This window comes from Pseudoalteromonas sp. 2CM28B (assembly GCF_023161935.1).
Genome location: NZ_JALNTH010000041.1, coordinates 1 through 15,793, shown reverse-complemented (window position 1 = coordinate 15,793; position 15,793 = coordinate 1). Strand labels below are relative to the sequence as shown.

Sequence of the window (15,793 nt, the reverse complement as noted above, 5' to 3'; positions counted from 1 at the left end):
AAGACTTTTAAGGGATTTAAAATTCAACAAATAGATAAAAAGGAGATAAAAAATTCAAACTCAGAGGGCGTGGCGTTTAAATTAACAAGCACCGTAAAGTACAGTGCTTATTTTAACTTTTTTTAATATTTACTCTTTCTTTTCTGCGCGTACGTAATTTGACGCACCACGAGTAATATAGCGTAACTGCCAAATAACTCGCTCAATTAATTCATCGCGTTGCTGACCTTCAATATCTAGCGCTTCGGCGCCAGCATTAAATACCAACGTAACCATAGCCTCTGCCTGAATATACGCATGAATCGCATCACAGGGCGTTTCACTTTCTAAATAATGAGCAAGCTCTAAAATAAAGTGTTTCACTTCACGTGCTACTGCCGCTCTAAATGCTTTTGAGGTACCCGAGCGCTCACGCAGCAATAACCTAAATTGATTACTAGAGTTATCAATAAACTCCATAAAAGTAACCACAGACGTATTTATTACACTGCCGCCACTGGCTATTCGCCTACGAGCTTGACGCATCAGCTGACGCAGCGTTAAACCCGCTTCATCAACCATGGTTAAACCTAGCTCGTTCATATCTTTAAAGTGACGATAAAAAGAGGTGGGCGCAATACCGGCTTCGCGCGCTACTTCACGCAAGCTCAAATTTGAAAAGCTATGATCAGCACTAAGCTGATTAAAAGCAGCTTCAATTAATGCTTGTCGTGTTTTTTGTTTCTGTTGTGCTCTAACGCCCGACATCAACAGCTCCCTGAATGAATTTGTAATAAATTTTTAATTAAAAAATAGCTAATAGTACAGTCTAATACTTGACGGCAGCAGATTGAAATATTATTTTAGCGTACAGTTGTACGCTGAGAAATGAGAAAGATGAAAAAACCACCACTTATATGGACCAACGTCCTTTTCTTTAGCCTGACGTTTTTGGCTGCTGTTACACTTGTACCTTGGTATGGGTTTAACTATGGCTTTACAGGCACACAATGGGCTGCTTTTGTAGCTTGCATGTTTTTCGCGGGATTATCGATCACTGCGGGTTACCATCGTTTATGGGCGCACAAAACTTACAATGCACACCCGGTCGTTGAATTTATTTTTGCCTTAGGCGGCGCGTTTGCTTTGCAAAACAGTGCACTGCATTGGAGCAGCGATCATCGTATTCACCACGGTCAAGTTGATGACCCTGTAAAAGACCCTTATGCAGCTACCAACGGCTTTTGGTATAGTCACATAGGCTGGATGCTGCGCGACTACCAAGGCGATAGCTACGGTGATTACAGCAATTGCCGCGACCTACAACGCAATAAAATAGTGATGTGGCAACATAAACATTACTTAAAGCTGGTAGTTGCCATGAATATTGGTTTACCACTGGTATTAGGTTTAATGTTAGGTGATGTGTGGGGCATGTTATTACTAGCGGGACTACTTCGTTTAGTACTGAGCCAGCATTTTACCTTTTTTATTAACTCTGTTGCGCACATTTGGGGTTCTCGCCCTTACACAGAAAAAAATACCGCACGCGATAACGGCTTTTTAGCCTTATTTACTTATGGCGAGGGTTATCATAACTTTCATCATATTTTTGCTAGCGATTACCGCAACGGCATTAAGTGGTTTCATTACGACCCAACTAAATGGATGATCCGCTCGTTAGCAGCTCTTGGTCTAGCAAGTAAATTAAAGCGCACACCGGTTGAGCGCATCGAAAAAGCTAAAGCAGAAACCTTGATGAGCAAAACACAAGGCCGCCTCGCAAAATTGCCTTTAGCGCAAGATAAGCTTACATTATTACAACAAGAGTACGATTTGTTGCTTAAAAAACTGCAAAATTATTGCTCATTACAAAAACAAGTGTTGGAAGCTAAAAAAAATAATATGGCAAAGCAGTGTGAAAAGTCGGCATTAATGGCACAATATCACGAGCTTGAGGCCGCCTGGGAAACACAAAAACAGGCATGGCTAGCACTTAATGCGAGGTTATTAAAAGCCTCTTTTAGTTAAAATAGGAGTGGCTGTGGCCAAACAACCAGAAAAGAAAAAAGTACCCGTGACATACCAATATGATGCAATCATTATTGGCACGGGTCCTGGCGGTGAAGGGACCGCTATGAACCTCTCTAAAAGTAACAAAAAAGTAGCGGTTATTGAACGCCAAACAGCCGTGGGTGGTGGCTGTGTACATTGGGGTACCATTCCTTCAAAGGCACTTCGTCATTCTGTTAGTCGCTATATTGAATACAAAGCAAATCCTTTATTTAACGTAGGCGAGCGTCCGGCAAGACTTACCTTTCCTGATATTTTACGCCATGCCAGTTCGGTAATTTCAAAGCAGTCAAACTTACGCAGCAGTTTTTACGATCGTAACCGCATTCATATGTTTCAAGGCGACGCTAGCTTTGTTGATAAGCACACTATTGAAATTAGGCGTAATGACGGTTCTACTGAGCGCCTTACTGCACAAACGATTGTTATTGCTACCGGCTCACGACCTTATCGCCCACCAGGGGTTGATTTCACCCACTCACGAATTTACGAAAGTGACACTATTTTAGGCCTTGAACATGACCCTCATCGCGTACTTATATACGGCGCGGGTGTAATTGGTTGTGAATATGCGTCTATCTTTAAAGGGATAGGTGCCAAAGTCGACTTAGTGAATACTCGCGATCGCTTATTGGCGTTCATGGATGCTGAAATATCTGATGCATTAAGCTATCACTTTTGGAATAGCGGTATTGTAATTCGTCATAACGAAGAATTTGATCGCATTGAAACCCGTGATGACTGCGTTGTTATGCATTTAAAATCGGGCAAACGTGTTAAAGCTGACTGTATTTTATTTGCCAATGGCCGAACCGGTAACACTGACACCCTTAATTTAGAAGCCATTGGCTTAAAAGCAGATAGCCGCGGACAGATAAAAGTAAACGAAACCTACCAAACAGAAGTAGACAATGTATACGCGGTAGGTGATGTTATTGGCTATCCAAGTCTTGCTAGTGCTGCCTTTGATCAAGGTCGAATTGCCGCAGATGCCATCGCGTGTGGTAATTGTGATGAAAAGCTGATTATTGATATTCCAGCCGGTATTTATACTATTCCTGAAATGAGTTCTGTCGGTAAAACAGAGCAGCAATTAACTGCTGCAAAAGTACCGTATGAAGTGGGACGTGCGCAATTTAAACATTTAGCCCGCGCGCAAATTGCAGGCACCGATGTGGGCAGTTTAAAAATATTATTTCATACAGAAACCAAAGAAGTACTCGGCGTGCACTGCTTTGGTGAGCGTGCCTCTGAAATTGTACATATTGGCCAAGCTATTATGGAACAAAAAAATGGTGGCAACACCATCGACTACTTTGTAAATACCACGTTTAACTACCCAACGATGGCAGAAGCCTACCGAGTTGCGGCGTTAAATGGCTTAAATCGCTTGTTTAAGTAATATTAAGCACTAGGTAACAAAAAGCCCGCTTGAATCAAGCGGGCTTTTTTAATAACTCATCATTATTTAGAAACTATTTAACCTGAACTTTGATTAAGAGACTTACTAACATATTGAATCAAAATTGATATTTATATTTATTTTCTCTAGCCAGAGATTTCCAGTGAAAACAAGGCGAAATTACGCGTCAATAGCTCGCCTATTGCAAGTAAATTCAACGTAGTTAGCGCTGTAAATAGCTGCTTGAGATAGATTTATTATCCAGAGTTCAGGTTATTTATGATATTGCGCACTTAATTCATGCACAGCGTTAATGAATACACCGGCATTTTCTGGGTCAACATCTGGTGTAATGCCGTGGCCTAAATTAAATACATGGCCATTGCCAGTACCAAAGTCTTCTAAAATAGTACCAACCTCTTGGCGAATACGATCAGGCGTACCATGAAGCATTGATGGGTCCATATTACCTTGCAGTGCTACTTTATCGCCAACACGACGTTTAGCATCACCAATGTTAATAGTCCAATCTAAACCTACTGCGTCACAGCCCGTTGCGGCAATCGCTTCAATCCACTGACCACCATTTTTGGTAAATAAAGTAACCGGTACTTTACGGCCATCGTATTCACGAATTAAGCCATCAACAATTTTATGCATGTATTGCAATGAAAACTCATTGTAATCACGCGGGCTTAGTACACCGCCCCATGAGTCAAATACCATTAGCGATTGCGCACCCGCTTTAACTTGCGCGTTTAAGTAATCTATCACCGAATCAGCTAGTTTATCGAGTAATAAATGCAGTGTTTGCGGCTCAGCAAACGCCATTTTTTTGATTTTACCAAATACTTTACTGCTACCACCTTCAACCATGTAAGTTGCAAGTGTCCAAGGCGAACCTGAAAAACCAATTAATGGCACTTCGCCTTTAAGTTCACGACGAATAGTGCTCACTGCGTTCATTACATAGCCAAGCTCATCGGTAGGATCGAGTTTAGGAATTTTTTTAACATCAGCTAGTGACGAAATTGGGCGTTCAAACTTAGGGCCTTCGCCTGTTTCGAAGTACAAGCCTAATCCCATTGCATCGGGAATAGTTAAAATATCACTAAACAAAATAGCTGCATCTAATGGGTAACGGCGCAAAGGCTGTAATGTTACTTCACAGGCTAACTCAGCATTTCTACACAGGCTCATAAAATCGCCCGCTTGTGCACGTGTAGCACGGTATTCAGGTAAATAACGTCCTGCTTGACGCATCATCCATATCGGCGTGACATCAACAGGTTGCTTGGCAAGGGCACGTAAATAACGGTCGTTTTTTAATTCGCTCATAGCGTATAGAGTCCTAGGGCTTTTAGAAATTGTGCAAGATTGTACCACCATATTCACGACCCCTCTATCGCTAAGCGATTAAATCGCTACAGAGTAGCGCTAGATCAAGTAATTTTTAATTTTCATGTTGCTTTGTACATAAAAAAACCAAACAAACGTTAATAATAAAAACTTTTCATTAAACTATTTGCAACACCTAAAAAAGCTTGATATTGTATCTCCCGCGTTAACAAAACAATAACAAAAATTGTTAATATAAAAATAATAAAAATCTCTAATAAAAATAAGAATGCTTGTTTAAACAAGTCTAATAAAGAAATTAAACCACCGTAATAGGTGGTTTTTTCTTGCCTGGAATAAACTACTTACAACTTATGCCCTTAAACAAAATTCCCTCTGGTATTACATCTATTTTACTTGTTGATATACACGCCAATTAAATATATCTTGGATAACATAAGTTTTATTTTTATAAGTTTTATTTTTAATTTAAAAAATCCAACCCAGCTTAGGAGAAGAATTATGCTGAAGCGTGTAGAAAAAGCTCAACAAAAGTGGGGGGGTAGCCATACGGTCATCGATAATTGGTTAAACGAACGCCAAGAGCTGATTGTTCTTTACTGTAAAATTGCAGGCTTTTCACCTTATGAGAAAAAAGATCAGTCTTTGCCTGAACCATCACAAATTCAGGCATTTTGCCAAATTTTAATGGATTATTTATCGGCCGGCCACTTTGAAGTGTACGACGATATTGCTAAAGCCTGTGAAAAGAAAGGCCTAGAAAGCCAGCAACTCGCTAATACGATATACCCTCGTATTTCAGATACCACTGACATCGCTCTGGATTTCAACGATAAGTACGCTGAGGTAGATGCTGAAGATTTACTAGAGGGCTTTGATAACGATCTTTCAGTAATGGGTGAAGCACTCGAAGCGCGCTTTGCACTTGAAGATGAGCTGATTGATAACTTATTTTCTAATCATACTGACTAATTAGTTATTCAACGTAGTAAAAAAGGGACCTAAGGTCCCTTTTTTACTATCTATAACGCTTATTCTGCAGCGGCAGCTTCTGCATCATTTTGAATTTCTAATAATTCAACTTCAAAAATAAGTGTTGAATTAGCAGGAATTTTACCTAAATCACGATCGCCGTAAGCAAGGTCTGAAGGAATAGTAAATTTGTACTTAGACCCTACAGGCATAAGTTGTAAACCTTCAGTCCAACCAGGAATTACACGGTTTAGTGGGAACGTTGTCGGCTCGTTACGTGAGTAAGAGCTATCGAACTCAGTACCGTCTAACAATGTGCCTTTATAATGTACTTTAACCACATCAGTTGCTACTGGTTTTGCGCCTTCGCCTTCGCTCATTACTTCGTACTGTAAACCAGACTCAGTAACCATCACGCCTTCTTTTTTAGCGTTATCAGCTAGGTATTTTTCACCTTCAGCTTTGCTTTTTTCAGACTCTACTTTTGCTTTTTCTTCTTGTTTAGTACGCACTGATTCGTCTAATGCTGTTAGTACTTCACGAATTTTCTCTTCGTCAATTTTTGCATTACCCGCAAGTGCATCTTCAAAGCCTCGCATTAATAAAGCTTGGTCTAATTCAATACCAATTTCTTTTTTATCCGCTAGGTCTTTATTTAAAAAGTTACCTACAGATGCACCAATACCGTACGCTTGTTGCTGTGCTACAGTATCTAGCTTAACGTCTGCTTGCTCTTTTTTTGCTTCTTGATTACAAGCTGTAAGCGCTAAAACTGACGCTGCAATCAATGACAATTTAATCGTCTTTCTCATTTTAAATCTCCGACACACTTTGCAGTTGCCATTTATTGTAATATTACTAGTTAAAGATTAACGGCCTACATGGTAGGCTGCTTGTTTAATAGCTAAACTAAAAACATATCCAGTGATTAGACAAACAACCTAGGCGTTTAACGAGACCTAGTCTAACCTCTCAGTCACGAAGAGTTAAGAGGAAATACCTGTAATATGTCGTTATTTCGTACTTTTTTAGTCGCCACTTGCTGTTTATTAACAATTGCATGTAGTGATGAAAAACAACAAGCAGTGGCCAGTTTTGAGCACACAGCACAGGGCGCCTTTTCATCTGCGTTATCGCACGATGGTCAATACAGCTTAGTATCTTCTATCCATCATGGGGTCGCTCTTTGGGATAATCAACAGCAAGCCCTTAAATACCAATGGTTTCAACAACAAGCGCAAGACAGCCTTGTTTACGCTGTAGCCATTGCTTTTGATAATAGCGTGGCTGTTACCGCCGAAAAAGCCACCTTTGCGGTCTGGGATATTGCCACCGGCAAAAATAAAGGCTTTTATAAAATACAAAAAGCCAGTATCCGCGATATTGCCATTAGTAACCAAGGCCAAAGTGTTGTTTACGGGCGTAGTGATGGCGTTGTAGTATTTATAAACCTTAATACTGGCAGACGCATTGAATTTTTAGGCCACCAAGATAAAGTAAACACCGTAGACCTATCACCTAATGGGCGCTATGCATTGAGCGGTTCAAACGATTATGTGGCCTACTTATGGGATACCCAAAGTGGACAAGTTATCCATCGCTTTAATCACCCAACCCGAGTAACCCAAGTCGCTTTAGATCCTCAAGGTCGTTATGCTTTTACCGCCGACAGTATGGCACAAGCAAATGTATGGGAGCTGACTACAGGTGACCTTGTTAGTAAACTAAAGTATATTGCGCGTCAGAAAATTTTTACCGCAGTGCGCTTTAACGATCAAGGCACTTTATTAGCAACCGGTTCACCCAATAAACGAGTTGATTTATGGCAGCTAACCAGTGGTGAAAAAATTCAAACATGGCAAGTCACTCCGCGAGAAGGCAGTAAGCCCAAATCGGCAGTGGTACTTGATGTGGCATTTACAGATAACGGTAAATCATTGTTAACTGAAAGCTCGAGCGGAATCGCTGAGCGCTTTATTATACGAGAACCAAATGAACACAATTGAACATCGGCTAATGGAACTTGAGGCTAAAGTGGCTTTTCAAGACGAAACAATTGAAATTTTGAATGATGAAATAAAAGTTCACCAGCAACAGTTGGCAAAAATAAAGCGCCAAACCGAGTTGCTGGCTGAAAAACTTAAAGAGTCGCAAGCATCGCAACCTATGATGTCGAATATACCGGAGCCTCCGCCACCGCATTACTAAACTGTTTAGGTTTAGTCGCCTGGATTAAACACGCCAATGATCTGTTCAAATTGGCGTGTTGATGCCTGCACAGCCTGCTCTGGTTGAGTCATTTTATGACCACACTGCATACATTCAACTTTTTCTACGTCATGCTCTTTGTAGAGCATTAACATATCCATGGTTTTACACTCAGGACACGTTGCTCCAGCAATAAATCGTTTTTTATGTTTCACTTCGTTTTTCCTACCATTTTAACTGACGTTATTTTATCGCAATCTTTGCCTACTTGATACGATTGATATAGCTAATAAGATCCGTGTTATAATGGCCGCAATTCAATCAAGGCACAGTAAAGTAACGTATTTATGATCCAAATCTCAGAAATAGAACTGCTTCGCGGTGGCAAAGCTTTATTAAAAAATGCATCGGCTACACTATTCCCAGAGCACAAAGTAGGCCTTGTTGGTGCCAATGGCTGTGGTAAGTCAACGTTATTTAGTTTATTAAAGTCTGAGCTTTCGTTAGATGGCGGTAATTGCAGTATTCCTAAAGATTGGTCACTGGCCTCAGTAAAGCAAGAAACCCCCGCCCTTGAAATAAGCGCTATAGATTACGTACTACAAGGCCACCCTGAATATTATGCACTGCGTATAGCGCTACGTGAAGCCGAGCAAAATAACGATGGCGACACCCAAGCTAAAGTGCATATTCAGCTTGAAAATATTAAAGGCTATAGCATTGAAGCCAAAGCAGGTGAGCTGTTACATGGTTTAGGCTTTGCTAATAATCAAATAGAAAACCCGGTAAGTGCATTTTCGGGTGGTTGGCGCATGCGCTTAAACTTAGCCCAAGCGCTTATTCGCGATGCCGACTTACTATTACTGGATGAGCCAACAAACCACCTAGATTTAGATGCCGTGTATTGGCTCGAGCGTTTTTTACGTGCCTACACCGGCACGCTAGTACTTATTTCTCACGACCGTGAGTTTTTAGATGCTGTGGTTGATCAAATTTGGCATATAGATAAACAACTTATTAATGTGTACAAAGGTAACTACTCGCAGTTTGAACGCCAAAAAGCTGAGCGCCTATTACAGCAGCAAGCCATGTTTGAAAAACAACAAGAACAAATAGCGCATCTTGAGCAGTTCATTACCCGCTTTAAAGCCAAAGCTAGTAAAGCCAAACAGGCACAAAGCCGTGTTAAAGCGCTAGAGCGAATGGAAAAACTTGCCCCAGCACATGTTGACTCGCCATTTGATTTTGAATTTGCCGAGCCAACCGCCCTGCCTAACCCGTTAATGACACTCGACAAAGCCAAAGCCGGTTATGGCGATGTCACCATTTTAAACAGTATTAAGCTGAACTTAGTACCAGGCAGCCGTATTGCACTACTGGGCAGAAATGGCGCAGGTAAATCAACACTAATTAAGCTGCTCTCTGGTGACTTACAACCTCAAGCAGGTGAAGTGTTTCAGCATCAAGGCTTAAACATTGGCTACTTTGCGCAGCATCAACTGGAGTCTCTAGATTTAAAAGCCAGTGCCGTCACTCACCTTCAACGCTTAAACCCTAAAGCCAGCGAACAATCATTGCGTGACTTTTTAGGCGGTTTTGCCTTTGTAGGCGATAAAGCACTCGACCCAGTTGCCCCCTTTTCTGGCGGTGAAAAAGCCCGTTTAGTACTGGCTATGTTGGTTTATCAAAAACCAAATTTATTACTACTCGATGAGCCAACCAACCACCTTGATTTAGAAATGCGCCACGCTTTAGTTATGGCATTACAAGGCTTTGAAGGCGCTATGGTCACGGTATCGCATGACCGTCATATGCTTAAAAATACCGCCGATGAATTTTATTTAGTTGATAATGGCGAGGTCACCCAATTTGGCTACGACCTAGATGCATATTATCAGTGGCTGCTTAATGCTAATAAAGAAGCCGCTAAAAACGACACCGACGAAGAGCCAAAAGCCCATTCACAAGTTAACCGTAAAGAACAAAAGCGCTTAGAGGCCGAGTTTAGAAAAGCGATTCAACCGCTGAAAAAGCAAATTGAAAAGCTTGAAAAACAATTGGATAAATTTGCTGCAGAATTAGCTGACGTTGAAGAGGCGCTAGGCGATAACACACTTTATAACGATGAAAATAAAGCTAAGCTTAAAGAGTTAATTACTAAACAAGCCACACTTACGCCTAAGCTTAACGATGTTGAAGAAGAGCTACTTATGGCCCTTGAAGAAATGGAACAAAAAGAGCAGGCATTCGCCGATGAACTTGCTTAACAGCAACGATTTTTGGCAGTTTGCATGTAACCTTTATAGCAAAGGTGACATGCAAACGCGCCTGTTGGATTATCAAAACCAGCTAGGTAAAAACGTAAACCTGTGCTTATTGCTTTACTACTTAGATTCTCTCAATCTAACAATTAGCCAAGCACAGCTAAATAAGCTTGAACAATCAATTAGTGAGCTTGATAAGCAGGCATTGAAGCCACTTCGAGCCACACGTGCCTATTTAAAAGCCAATAAAACCGAGGTTACAGATTACGCCGCAATTCGAAAAGCGCTTCTAGGTGCCGAGCTAAAATTAGAAAAGCAGCAACAAATAATATTGATTGATGAAGTTAATAGTATGAATTTAACACCTTGTGCAACGCCCAATAACAGCGATAAATATTTGGCATAATTTTTCACTATTAATTTCATCAGATCATAAAGCCATTTATATTATGAATATTAGCTCTTATATACATGGTTACTTTGGTTTACTTTTATACACCAAGCTATATATCTTTAGTTTTGTATTGAAATACCTCTTCTAAAGGTAAGTTAAAAACTAAAGAAATTTTAAAAGCCACCTCTAAAGTGGGTGAATATTTATTTGCCTCAATTGCCATTACCGTTTGCCGCGTTACGCCAATAGCATCTGCTAACTGCTTTTGCGTCATTTCATCGCGTAAAAAGCGTAATGTTCGAATAGAGTTAGTTATTGCATACTCACTCATAGATATCACCCGTTCTGCCTTTATAAAGCTGCGCTATGTAATTGACTATTTCGGCAATCAAAAAAGCGCCTACCATGATATGCATTGGTAAATATGGAATATTATATTCGATAGCTGGGCCCCAGTTATTAGCTTCAATTTGATATTGAAAAATAGCAACACAAATTCCCGCCTGTAAGATTATGGCCTTGTATTTATAACCCACTAAATTTATTTGCTTTTCTCTCACATCAGGTGGCTGATTTAATTCATTATCACTGATAAATGTAAGTAATAAATAGCTCAATACTATAAGTATCACAGAATAAATTAACACCTGTAGCAATAAGCCAGATAACCAAGAAACAGAACTAAGCTGCTGCGTACTCGCATTCATTAGGCTGTTTACATAAAAGTAAGATATGTACACACTTACTAGTAAATCGATACTCAGCGTCAGTTCTCTAAAACTTATGCTTTGTAAAAGCTCTTTAAAGTGCTCTGAACGAGTCATATAAAGCTAACTCCAAGTAAAATATTTTTGACTTTTAAACTATAAGTTCACTTTTTAGCCATGTCAAATATATTTAACATCAGGTTTATTTTATTTAACCTAAAACAAAGCAACGGTTATTCAAAGCTGAACTTTGCTGACCATCTTTATTATAAAAGTGATTAAAAAATCGCAGATAATTTACTAAAAAGTGCAAAATCGACTTAACTTTATTGATCAAAATCAACATCTGCATTGCCCATTTTATAATCTGTAAAATAGCTTGATCTGGATCATATCAAGTACCACTGAGCCAGCCTATGATTACCCCATAGACATCAGGAGGCAATTATGGACGTATTCTTTAGAGATTTTTTTAGCGACCCAGTACTATTTTTATCATTTGGATTTTTAGGCGTCGTTATTAGTTTATGCCTCTTCTTTGTGTATTTTTTCATGAAAAAAGTACACGATGCAGATATTAAAGAACAGCATTAAGCACGACGCACAAAGCGCCTTATTAGTTTACTGATTAGGCGCTTTTTATTTTTAAATATAAAAAATTTGCTACACTAGCGCTTCGTTAATTGCAAAGTGCGTAGTACAGACATGATCCCTAAGTTCAAACCCGCATGGTGGATGACCAACCGACACGTTCAAACCATAATACCGCGTTTTTTCCGCCCTTTTCATCATACTCGCTACGAACTTGCGCAACTTGATACGCCCGACGGAGACTTTATTGAGCTTGCTTGGTCACTCCCGCATAACGAAAAAGCACCACTCGCAGTGGTACTTCATGGACTTGAAGGCAATATCAACAGTTTTTATGCCAAAGGCATGATGAAGGCATTAAAAAAGCAAGGCTTTGCTGTCGTATTGATGCACTTTAGAAACTGCTCAACCGAAGTAAACCGCTTACCAAGAGCCTACCATAGTGGCGACACCGCCGATTTAGCTTTTTTTATAAATCATTTAAAACAACAGTTTCCAAATCGCCCTATTGTAGCGGTGGGTTTTTCATTGGGTGGTAATGTACTGGCTAAGTATTTAGGCGAAGAAAACATTCACTGCCCGCTTAACGCAGCTGCCGTGATATCTGCGCCCTATGATTTATCATCATCTAGTGATGTTATTCGTAAAAGCTTAGGTAAAATTTATCAAAAATATTTGCTCGATCGAATGAAAAAGTCAATGCAACGTAAATTACCGCAAATTAAACAGCAGATACCGATCACCACTGATCAATTAATGAAAATTGACGATTTATTAGAGTTCGATAACCAGCTTACAGCACCGCTACATGGCTTTGAAAATGCGCACGACTACTACGAAAAAGCCAGTGCCATGCCGTATTTAAAAGATATTGCGACACCTACACTAATTATTCATGCCAAAGACGACCCTATGCTGTCGATTAAAGCAGTTCCAAGTAGTCAAGATGTAAGTGAGCATGTTACGCTGCGTATCTCTGAAAAAGGCGGCCACGTAGGTTTTATTAGCGGTAACAACCCATTTAAACCCGTGTATTGGCTAGAGCAAGTAGTGCCTGACTATTTTAAGCAATGTGTATTTAATAACACCGATAATGAGTGACTATGATTATTCCTTTTGAACAACTTGATAAAGACACACTGTACAACCTAATTGAAAGCTATGTACTGCGTGAAGGCACAGATTATGGCGAACAAGAATTCAGTATTGAAAGTAAAGTGGCGCAAGTTAATCAGCAATTAAAAAGCGGCGAAGCTATGGTGTTTTTCTCTGAACTGCACGAATCGGTCACCATAATCTCTAAACGTGAATTCAAAGCACTGCAAAGTGAAGCGCAATTCGACGAGTAAACTTGTCAGACACGACGTAAAAATAGACAATGGTTTTTTTAACTCAAAGAGCCATTATAAATGATAAAACTAAGCTCACTAGTTGCTGCAATGTCGATTGCATTAACCGGCGCAGTCAGCGCTGAAATAACCCCCTCGGATAAAGCAATCAAGCTTGCTCACGATACCATTTTAATCGACACCCACATTGATGTGCCTTACCGCATTCATGATAAATGGGCGGATGTAACTAAAGCCACTGAGGGCGGCGATTTTGATTACCCTCGTGCAGTAAAAGGCGGTTTAAACGCGCCATTTATGTCGATTTATATTCCTGCCCATTTAGAGTTTGAAGGCAAAGGAAAAAGCTTTCAATTAGCGAATCAACTGATTGATGGTATGGAAGCGATTGCACAACGTGCACCTGACAAGTTTGCCATTGCCAGCTCAACAAGCGATATCGAAGCACAATTTAAGCAAGGTAAAATGTCGATTGCTATGGGCATGGAAAACGGCTCACCCATTGAAGGCGATTTAAACAACCTACAGCATTTTTTTGACCGTGGTGTGCGCTATATCACCCTTGCTCACTCGCAAAGCAACCATATATCTGACTCATCATACGATATTCGTCGCAAGTGGAAAGGCCTAAGCCCATTTGGTAAAGAACTAGTAAAAGAGATGAATAACATCGGCATGCTGATTGATGTGTCTCATATTTCGGACGATGCATTTTATCAAGTGATGGAACTATCTAACACCCCTGTGATTGCATCACACTCATCACTACGTAAATACACACCAGGTTTTGAGCGTAATATGAATGACGACATGCTGTTAGCCCTTAAAAAGAACGGTGGTGTGATTCAAATTAACTTTGGTTCAAGTTTTGTTACTTCAAAAGCCGGAAGTTGGTACGATCAATTAAAAAGTAAAAAACAAACAATTACTGAAGAAGGCAAAAAAGTAGCTAAAGATTTTGATGCGATGTACCGCGCTAAAAATCCATTCCCATTTGCTAGCCTTGAGCAAGTTCTTGATCATATTGATCACGTTGTGAAGCTAATTGGTATCGAGCATGTTGGTATTGGCTCTGATTACGACGGTGTAGGTGACTCACTGCCTATCGGCTTAAAGGATGTATCTAGCTACCCTAACCTAGTTCAAGGTTTGATGGACAGAGGTTACAGCGATAGCGATATTAAAAAGATTTTAAGCGGCAATACGCTAAGAGTGTGGAAGCAAGCTGAGCAATACGCAAAATCACATTAAGCTTTACGCGCTAGGCTTAGGTCTAGCGCTTATAGCCAATTTAAACACCGTATTTTGCCACTCACGCCCCGCCTTCTTAATTAACCCGTATATTTCATCCTCGTTTAACACATTTTTTAACAGACTTATATTTCGAAAACAGATTAATTACCCATTTTAGAGGCAGATTATTTTATGACTATAAACAAAGGAACTATTGCGATTACTATAGCAACACTTGCCTTGGTAATTTCATGCTACGGAACATTTTTTAAAAATCAGCCCAGTTCACCTAATAAACCTAAGCAACAGCTAAGCCCCACAGTTTCTATTAGTACTCCTGCAGAATATCAGCAATCTAATGAAGCCTTAATTGACGAACTAAGCAAGAAAGTAAGTTCGCTACAACGCAAAGTAGCAAACTTAACACTGCACGCTAATGGCTCTTATCAACAACAAGATACCGACGAATTTAAGGAACTTGTTCTTGACGTACTAGAGGAAAAACAGCAGCAAGAAGATGAAAAACGACGTAAGCAAAATCCTCTTTATAGCTTTTATGCAGACTTACCAGAAGACTATGATTTAAGGATCAAATCAGAACCTGATTATGCTAAACAAATAAACTCTCAATTAAGAGAGCAAACTTTAGATCCAAGCATCTCTGATTTAAATAGGTTAGCTGCACTGAGCCAACTGCAAATGAATATGTATATTCTAAATAAATCTACTATGCCCGAGTATGACTATGAAGTAGTAGGTAACATTTTAAATTTAGCGAACAACAGTAGTGACGAAAAATTTAAAATTCAAGCTGTTGAGTTAACAACTCAGACACCGGTACTTGATTACCGCCTTGCAGAGCAATTTACAATCTTGTTAGAGCAAGACACGAATGATTATATCCGTCGCTTAGCTGCACAAGGGTTGATGGCGCAATACTACCAAGCTCAAAATAAACAAGATGGCTATACAAAGCAAATGGCGCAACATCTACTTTCAGTTCATGACAATACCTCTGACAATGCAGTCAGGGCAACGCTTGACGAAATGATGGGTAACCAAGATATGCTTGATGAATTACGTAAGAATGCTGGTTACTAACTGATTAAGTTCATGCTCCTACTTTGTTACAGCGATAACATTAATACTTTTACTTCAGACATTAAAAAACCCGAGACTGAGCTCTAACACCACTCGTTTAAGAACGAGTGGTGCTTTTTCGTTTATATCTAACCGGATATTTTTGTGTCTTTGCCAGCACC

The 15,793-nt window shown here is 39.9% G+C and carries 17 protein-coding genes; 11 read left to right on the top strand and 6 right to left on the bottom strand.

Going from position 1 to position 15,793, the window contains the following annotated elements:
- Positions 1 to 129 precede the first annotated feature (129 nt).
- A complete protein-coding gene (gene fabR, locus MTN96_RS30980) occupies positions 130 to 747 on the bottom strand; it encodes an HTH-type transcriptional repressor FabR (protein WP_013466159.1) in 618 nt (205 codons plus the stop codon).
- A 129-nt stretch (positions 748 to 876) separates the two neighbouring features.
- Here fabR and MTN96_RS30975 point away from each other — a divergent pair, with 129 nt between their 5' ends.
- Both MTN96_RS30975 and sthA read left to right on the top strand, forming a co-directional pair.
- The gene (locus MTN96_RS30975) at positions 877 to 2,010 is read left to right on the top strand and encodes a fatty acid desaturase (protein WP_248533999.1); all 1,134 of its coding nucleotides are present in this window, start codon (positions 877 to 879) and stop codon (positions 2,008 to 2,010) included.
- 13 nt (positions 2,011 to 2,023) lie between these two features.
- A complete protein-coding gene (gene sthA, locus MTN96_RS30970; protein ID WP_248533997.1) occupies positions 2,024 to 3,454 on the top strand; it encodes a Si-specific NAD(P)(+) transhydrogenase in 1,431 nt (476 codons plus the stop codon).
- Between the two features lie 273 nt (positions 3,455 to 3,727).
- Here sthA and hemE read toward each other — a convergent pair whose 3' ends face one another.
- Entirely contained in the window at positions 3,728 to 4,792 is a 1,065-nt protein-coding gene (gene hemE / locus MTN96_RS30965; RefSeq protein WP_036980553.1) for a uroporphyrinogen decarboxylase, read from the bottom strand.
- Positions 4,793 to 5,314: 522 nt separating this feature from the next.
- On the opposite strand from hemE, the gene MTN96_RS30960 reads away from it, so the two are divergent.
- Positions 5,315 to 5,785 (top strand): Rsd/AlgQ family anti-sigma factor, encoded by a 471-nt coding sequence (locus MTN96_RS30960; protein ID WP_013466164.1) that lies wholly within the window; start codon positions 5,315 to 5,317, stop codon positions 5,783 to 5,785.
- Between the two features lie 59 nt (positions 5,786 to 5,844).
- Here the strand turns inward: MTN96_RS30960 and fkpA are convergent, their stop codons facing one another.
- Positions 5,845 to 6,597 (bottom strand): FKBP-type peptidyl-prolyl cis-trans isomerase, encoded by a 753-nt coding sequence (gene fkpA, locus MTN96_RS30955; protein ID WP_028834821.1) that lies wholly within the window; start codon positions 6,595 to 6,597, stop codon positions 5,845 to 5,847.
- Between the two features lie 195 nt (positions 6,598 to 6,792).
- Between fkpA and MTN96_RS30950 the strand changes: the two genes are divergently transcribed.
- Positions 6,793 to 7,791: a WD40 repeat domain-containing protein gene (locus MTN96_RS30950; protein ID WP_036980559.1), complete on the top strand. Its 999-nt coding sequence runs from the start codon at positions 6,793 to 6,795 to the stop codon at positions 7,789 to 7,791.
- A complete protein-coding gene (locus MTN96_RS30945; RefSeq protein WP_036980562.1) occupies positions 7,778 to 7,993 on the top strand; it encodes a SlyX family protein in 216 nt (71 codons plus the stop codon). Before MTN96_RS30950 ends, MTN96_RS30945 begins: the two co-directional genes overlap by 14 nt.
- 11 nt (positions 7,994 to 8,004) lie before the next feature.
- Here the strand turns inward: MTN96_RS30945 and MTN96_RS30940 are convergent, their stop codons facing one another.
- Positions 8,005 to 8,208, bottom strand: coding sequence for a YheV family putative zinc ribbon protein (locus MTN96_RS30940; protein ID WP_248533995.1), 204 nt, complete (start codon positions 8,206 to 8,208; stop codon positions 8,005 to 8,007).
- 132 nt (positions 8,209 to 8,340) lie between these two features.
- On the opposite strand from MTN96_RS30940, the gene MTN96_RS30935 reads away from it, so the two are divergent.
- Together MTN96_RS30935 and MTN96_RS30930 are read left to right on the top strand one after the other, a co-directional pair.
- Positions 8,341 to 10,260 carry an ATP-binding cassette domain-containing protein gene (locus MTN96_RS30935; protein ID WP_138627313.1) on the top strand — a complete coding sequence of 640 codons (1,920 nt, stop codon included), beginning with the start codon at positions 8,341 to 8,343 and terminating at the stop codon, positions 10,258 to 10,260.
- Positions 10,247 to 10,663, top strand: coding sequence for a TIGR02444 family protein (locus tag MTN96_RS30930; RefSeq protein ID WP_036980566.1), 417 nt, complete (start codon positions 10,247 to 10,249; stop codon positions 10,661 to 10,663). Before MTN96_RS30935 ends, MTN96_RS30930 begins: the two co-directional genes overlap by 14 nt.
- Before the next feature lie 97 nt (positions 10,664 to 10,760).
- Here MTN96_RS30930 and MTN96_RS30925 read toward each other — a convergent pair whose 3' ends face one another.
- Both MTN96_RS30925 and MTN96_RS30920 read right to left on the bottom strand, forming a co-directional pair.
- Positions 10,761 to 10,982, bottom strand: a complete 222-nt coding sequence (locus MTN96_RS30925; RefSeq protein WP_010392331.1) for a helix-turn-helix transcriptional regulator — start codon at positions 10,980 to 10,982, stop codon at positions 10,761 to 10,763.
- On the bottom strand, positions 10,975 to 11,475 hold the full coding sequence (locus MTN96_RS30920; RefSeq protein WP_010392329.1) for a hypothetical protein: 501 nt from the start codon (positions 11,473 to 11,475) through the stop codon (positions 10,975 to 10,977). Before MTN96_RS30920 ends, MTN96_RS30925 begins: the two co-directional genes overlap by 8 nt.
- Before the next feature lie 588 nt (positions 11,476 to 12,063).
- Between MTN96_RS30920 and MTN96_RS30915 the strand changes: the two genes are divergently transcribed.
- From MTN96_RS30915 to MTN96_RS30900, 4 genes are all read left to right on the top strand, one after another.
- Positions 12,064 to 13,050 carry a hydrolase gene (locus MTN96_RS30915; RefSeq protein ID WP_248533993.1) on the top strand — a complete coding sequence of 329 codons (987 nt, stop codon included), beginning with the start codon at positions 12,064 to 12,066 and terminating at the stop codon, positions 13,048 to 13,050.
- A 2-nt stretch (positions 13,051 to 13,052) separates the two neighbouring features.
- Positions 13,053 to 13,298: a YheU family protein gene (locus MTN96_RS30910; protein WP_036980572.1), complete on the top strand. Its 246-nt coding sequence runs from the start codon at positions 13,053 to 13,055 to the stop codon at positions 13,296 to 13,298.
- A gap of 60 nt (positions 13,299 to 13,358) precedes the next feature.
- Positions 13,359 to 14,549, top strand: coding sequence for a dipeptidase (locus MTN96_RS30905; protein WP_248533991.1), 1,191 nt, complete (start codon positions 13,359 to 13,361; stop codon positions 14,547 to 14,549).
- Positions 14,550 to 14,723: 174 nt separating this feature from the next.
- Positions 14,724 to 15,632: a hypothetical protein gene (locus tag MTN96_RS30900; protein WP_248533989.1), complete on the top strand. Its 909-nt coding sequence runs from the start codon at positions 14,724 to 14,726 to the stop codon at positions 15,630 to 15,632.
- The last annotated feature ends 161 nt before the right edge of the window (positions 15,633 to 15,793 follow it).

Coding starts and splice junctions, on each gene's coding strand:
- MTN96_RS30950 (WP_036980559.1), top strand. CDS start 6,793: ATGTCGTTATTTCGTACTTTTTTAGTCGCCACTTGCTGTTTATTAACA.
- MTN96_RS30945 (WP_036980562.1), top strand. CDS start 7,778: ATGAACACAATTGAACATCGGCTAATGGAACTTGAGGCTAAAGTGGCT.
- MTN96_RS30975 (WP_248533999.1), top strand. CDS start 877: ATGAAAAAACCACCACTTATATGGACCAACGTCCTTTTCTTTAGCCTG.
- hemE (WP_036980553.1), bottom strand. CDS start 4,792: ATGAGCGAATTAAAAAACGACCGTTATTTACGTGCCCTTGCCAAGCAA.
- MTN96_RS30900 (WP_248533989.1), top strand. CDS start 14,724: ATGACTATAAACAAAGGAACTATTGCGATTACTATAGCAACACTTGCC.
- MTN96_RS30935 (WP_138627313.1), top strand. CDS start 8,341: ATGATCCAAATCTCAGAAATAGAACTGCTTCGCGGTGGCAAAGCTTTA.
- fkpA (WP_028834821.1), bottom strand. CDS start 6,597: ATGAGAAAGACGATTAAATTGTCATTGATTGCAGCGTCAGTTTTAGCG.
- MTN96_RS30920 (WP_010392329.1), bottom strand. CDS start 11,475: ATGACTCGTTCAGAGCACTTTAAAGAGCTTTTACAAAGCATAAGTTTT.
- fabR (WP_013466159.1), bottom strand. CDS start 747: ATGTCGGGCGTTAGAGCACAACAGAAACAAAAAACACGACAAGCATTA.
- MTN96_RS30905 (WP_248533991.1), top strand. CDS start 13,359: ATGATAAAACTAAGCTCACTAGTTGCTGCAATGTCGATTGCATTAACC.
- MTN96_RS30910 (WP_036980572.1), top strand. CDS start 13,053: ATGATTATTCCTTTTGAACAACTTGATAAAGACACACTGTACAACCTA.
- MTN96_RS30915 (WP_248533993.1), top strand. CDS start 12,064: ATGATCCCTAAGTTCAAACCCGCATGGTGGATGACCAACCGACACGTT.
- MTN96_RS30925 (WP_010392331.1), bottom strand. CDS start 10,982: ATGAGTGAGTATGCAATAACTAACTCTATTCGAACATTACGCTTTTTA.
- MTN96_RS30960 (WP_013466164.1), top strand. CDS start 5,315: ATGCTGAAGCGTGTAGAAAAAGCTCAACAAAAGTGGGGGGGTAGCCAT.
- MTN96_RS30930 (WP_036980566.1), top strand. CDS start 10,247: ATGAACTTGCTTAACAGCAACGATTTTTGGCAGTTTGCATGTAACCTT.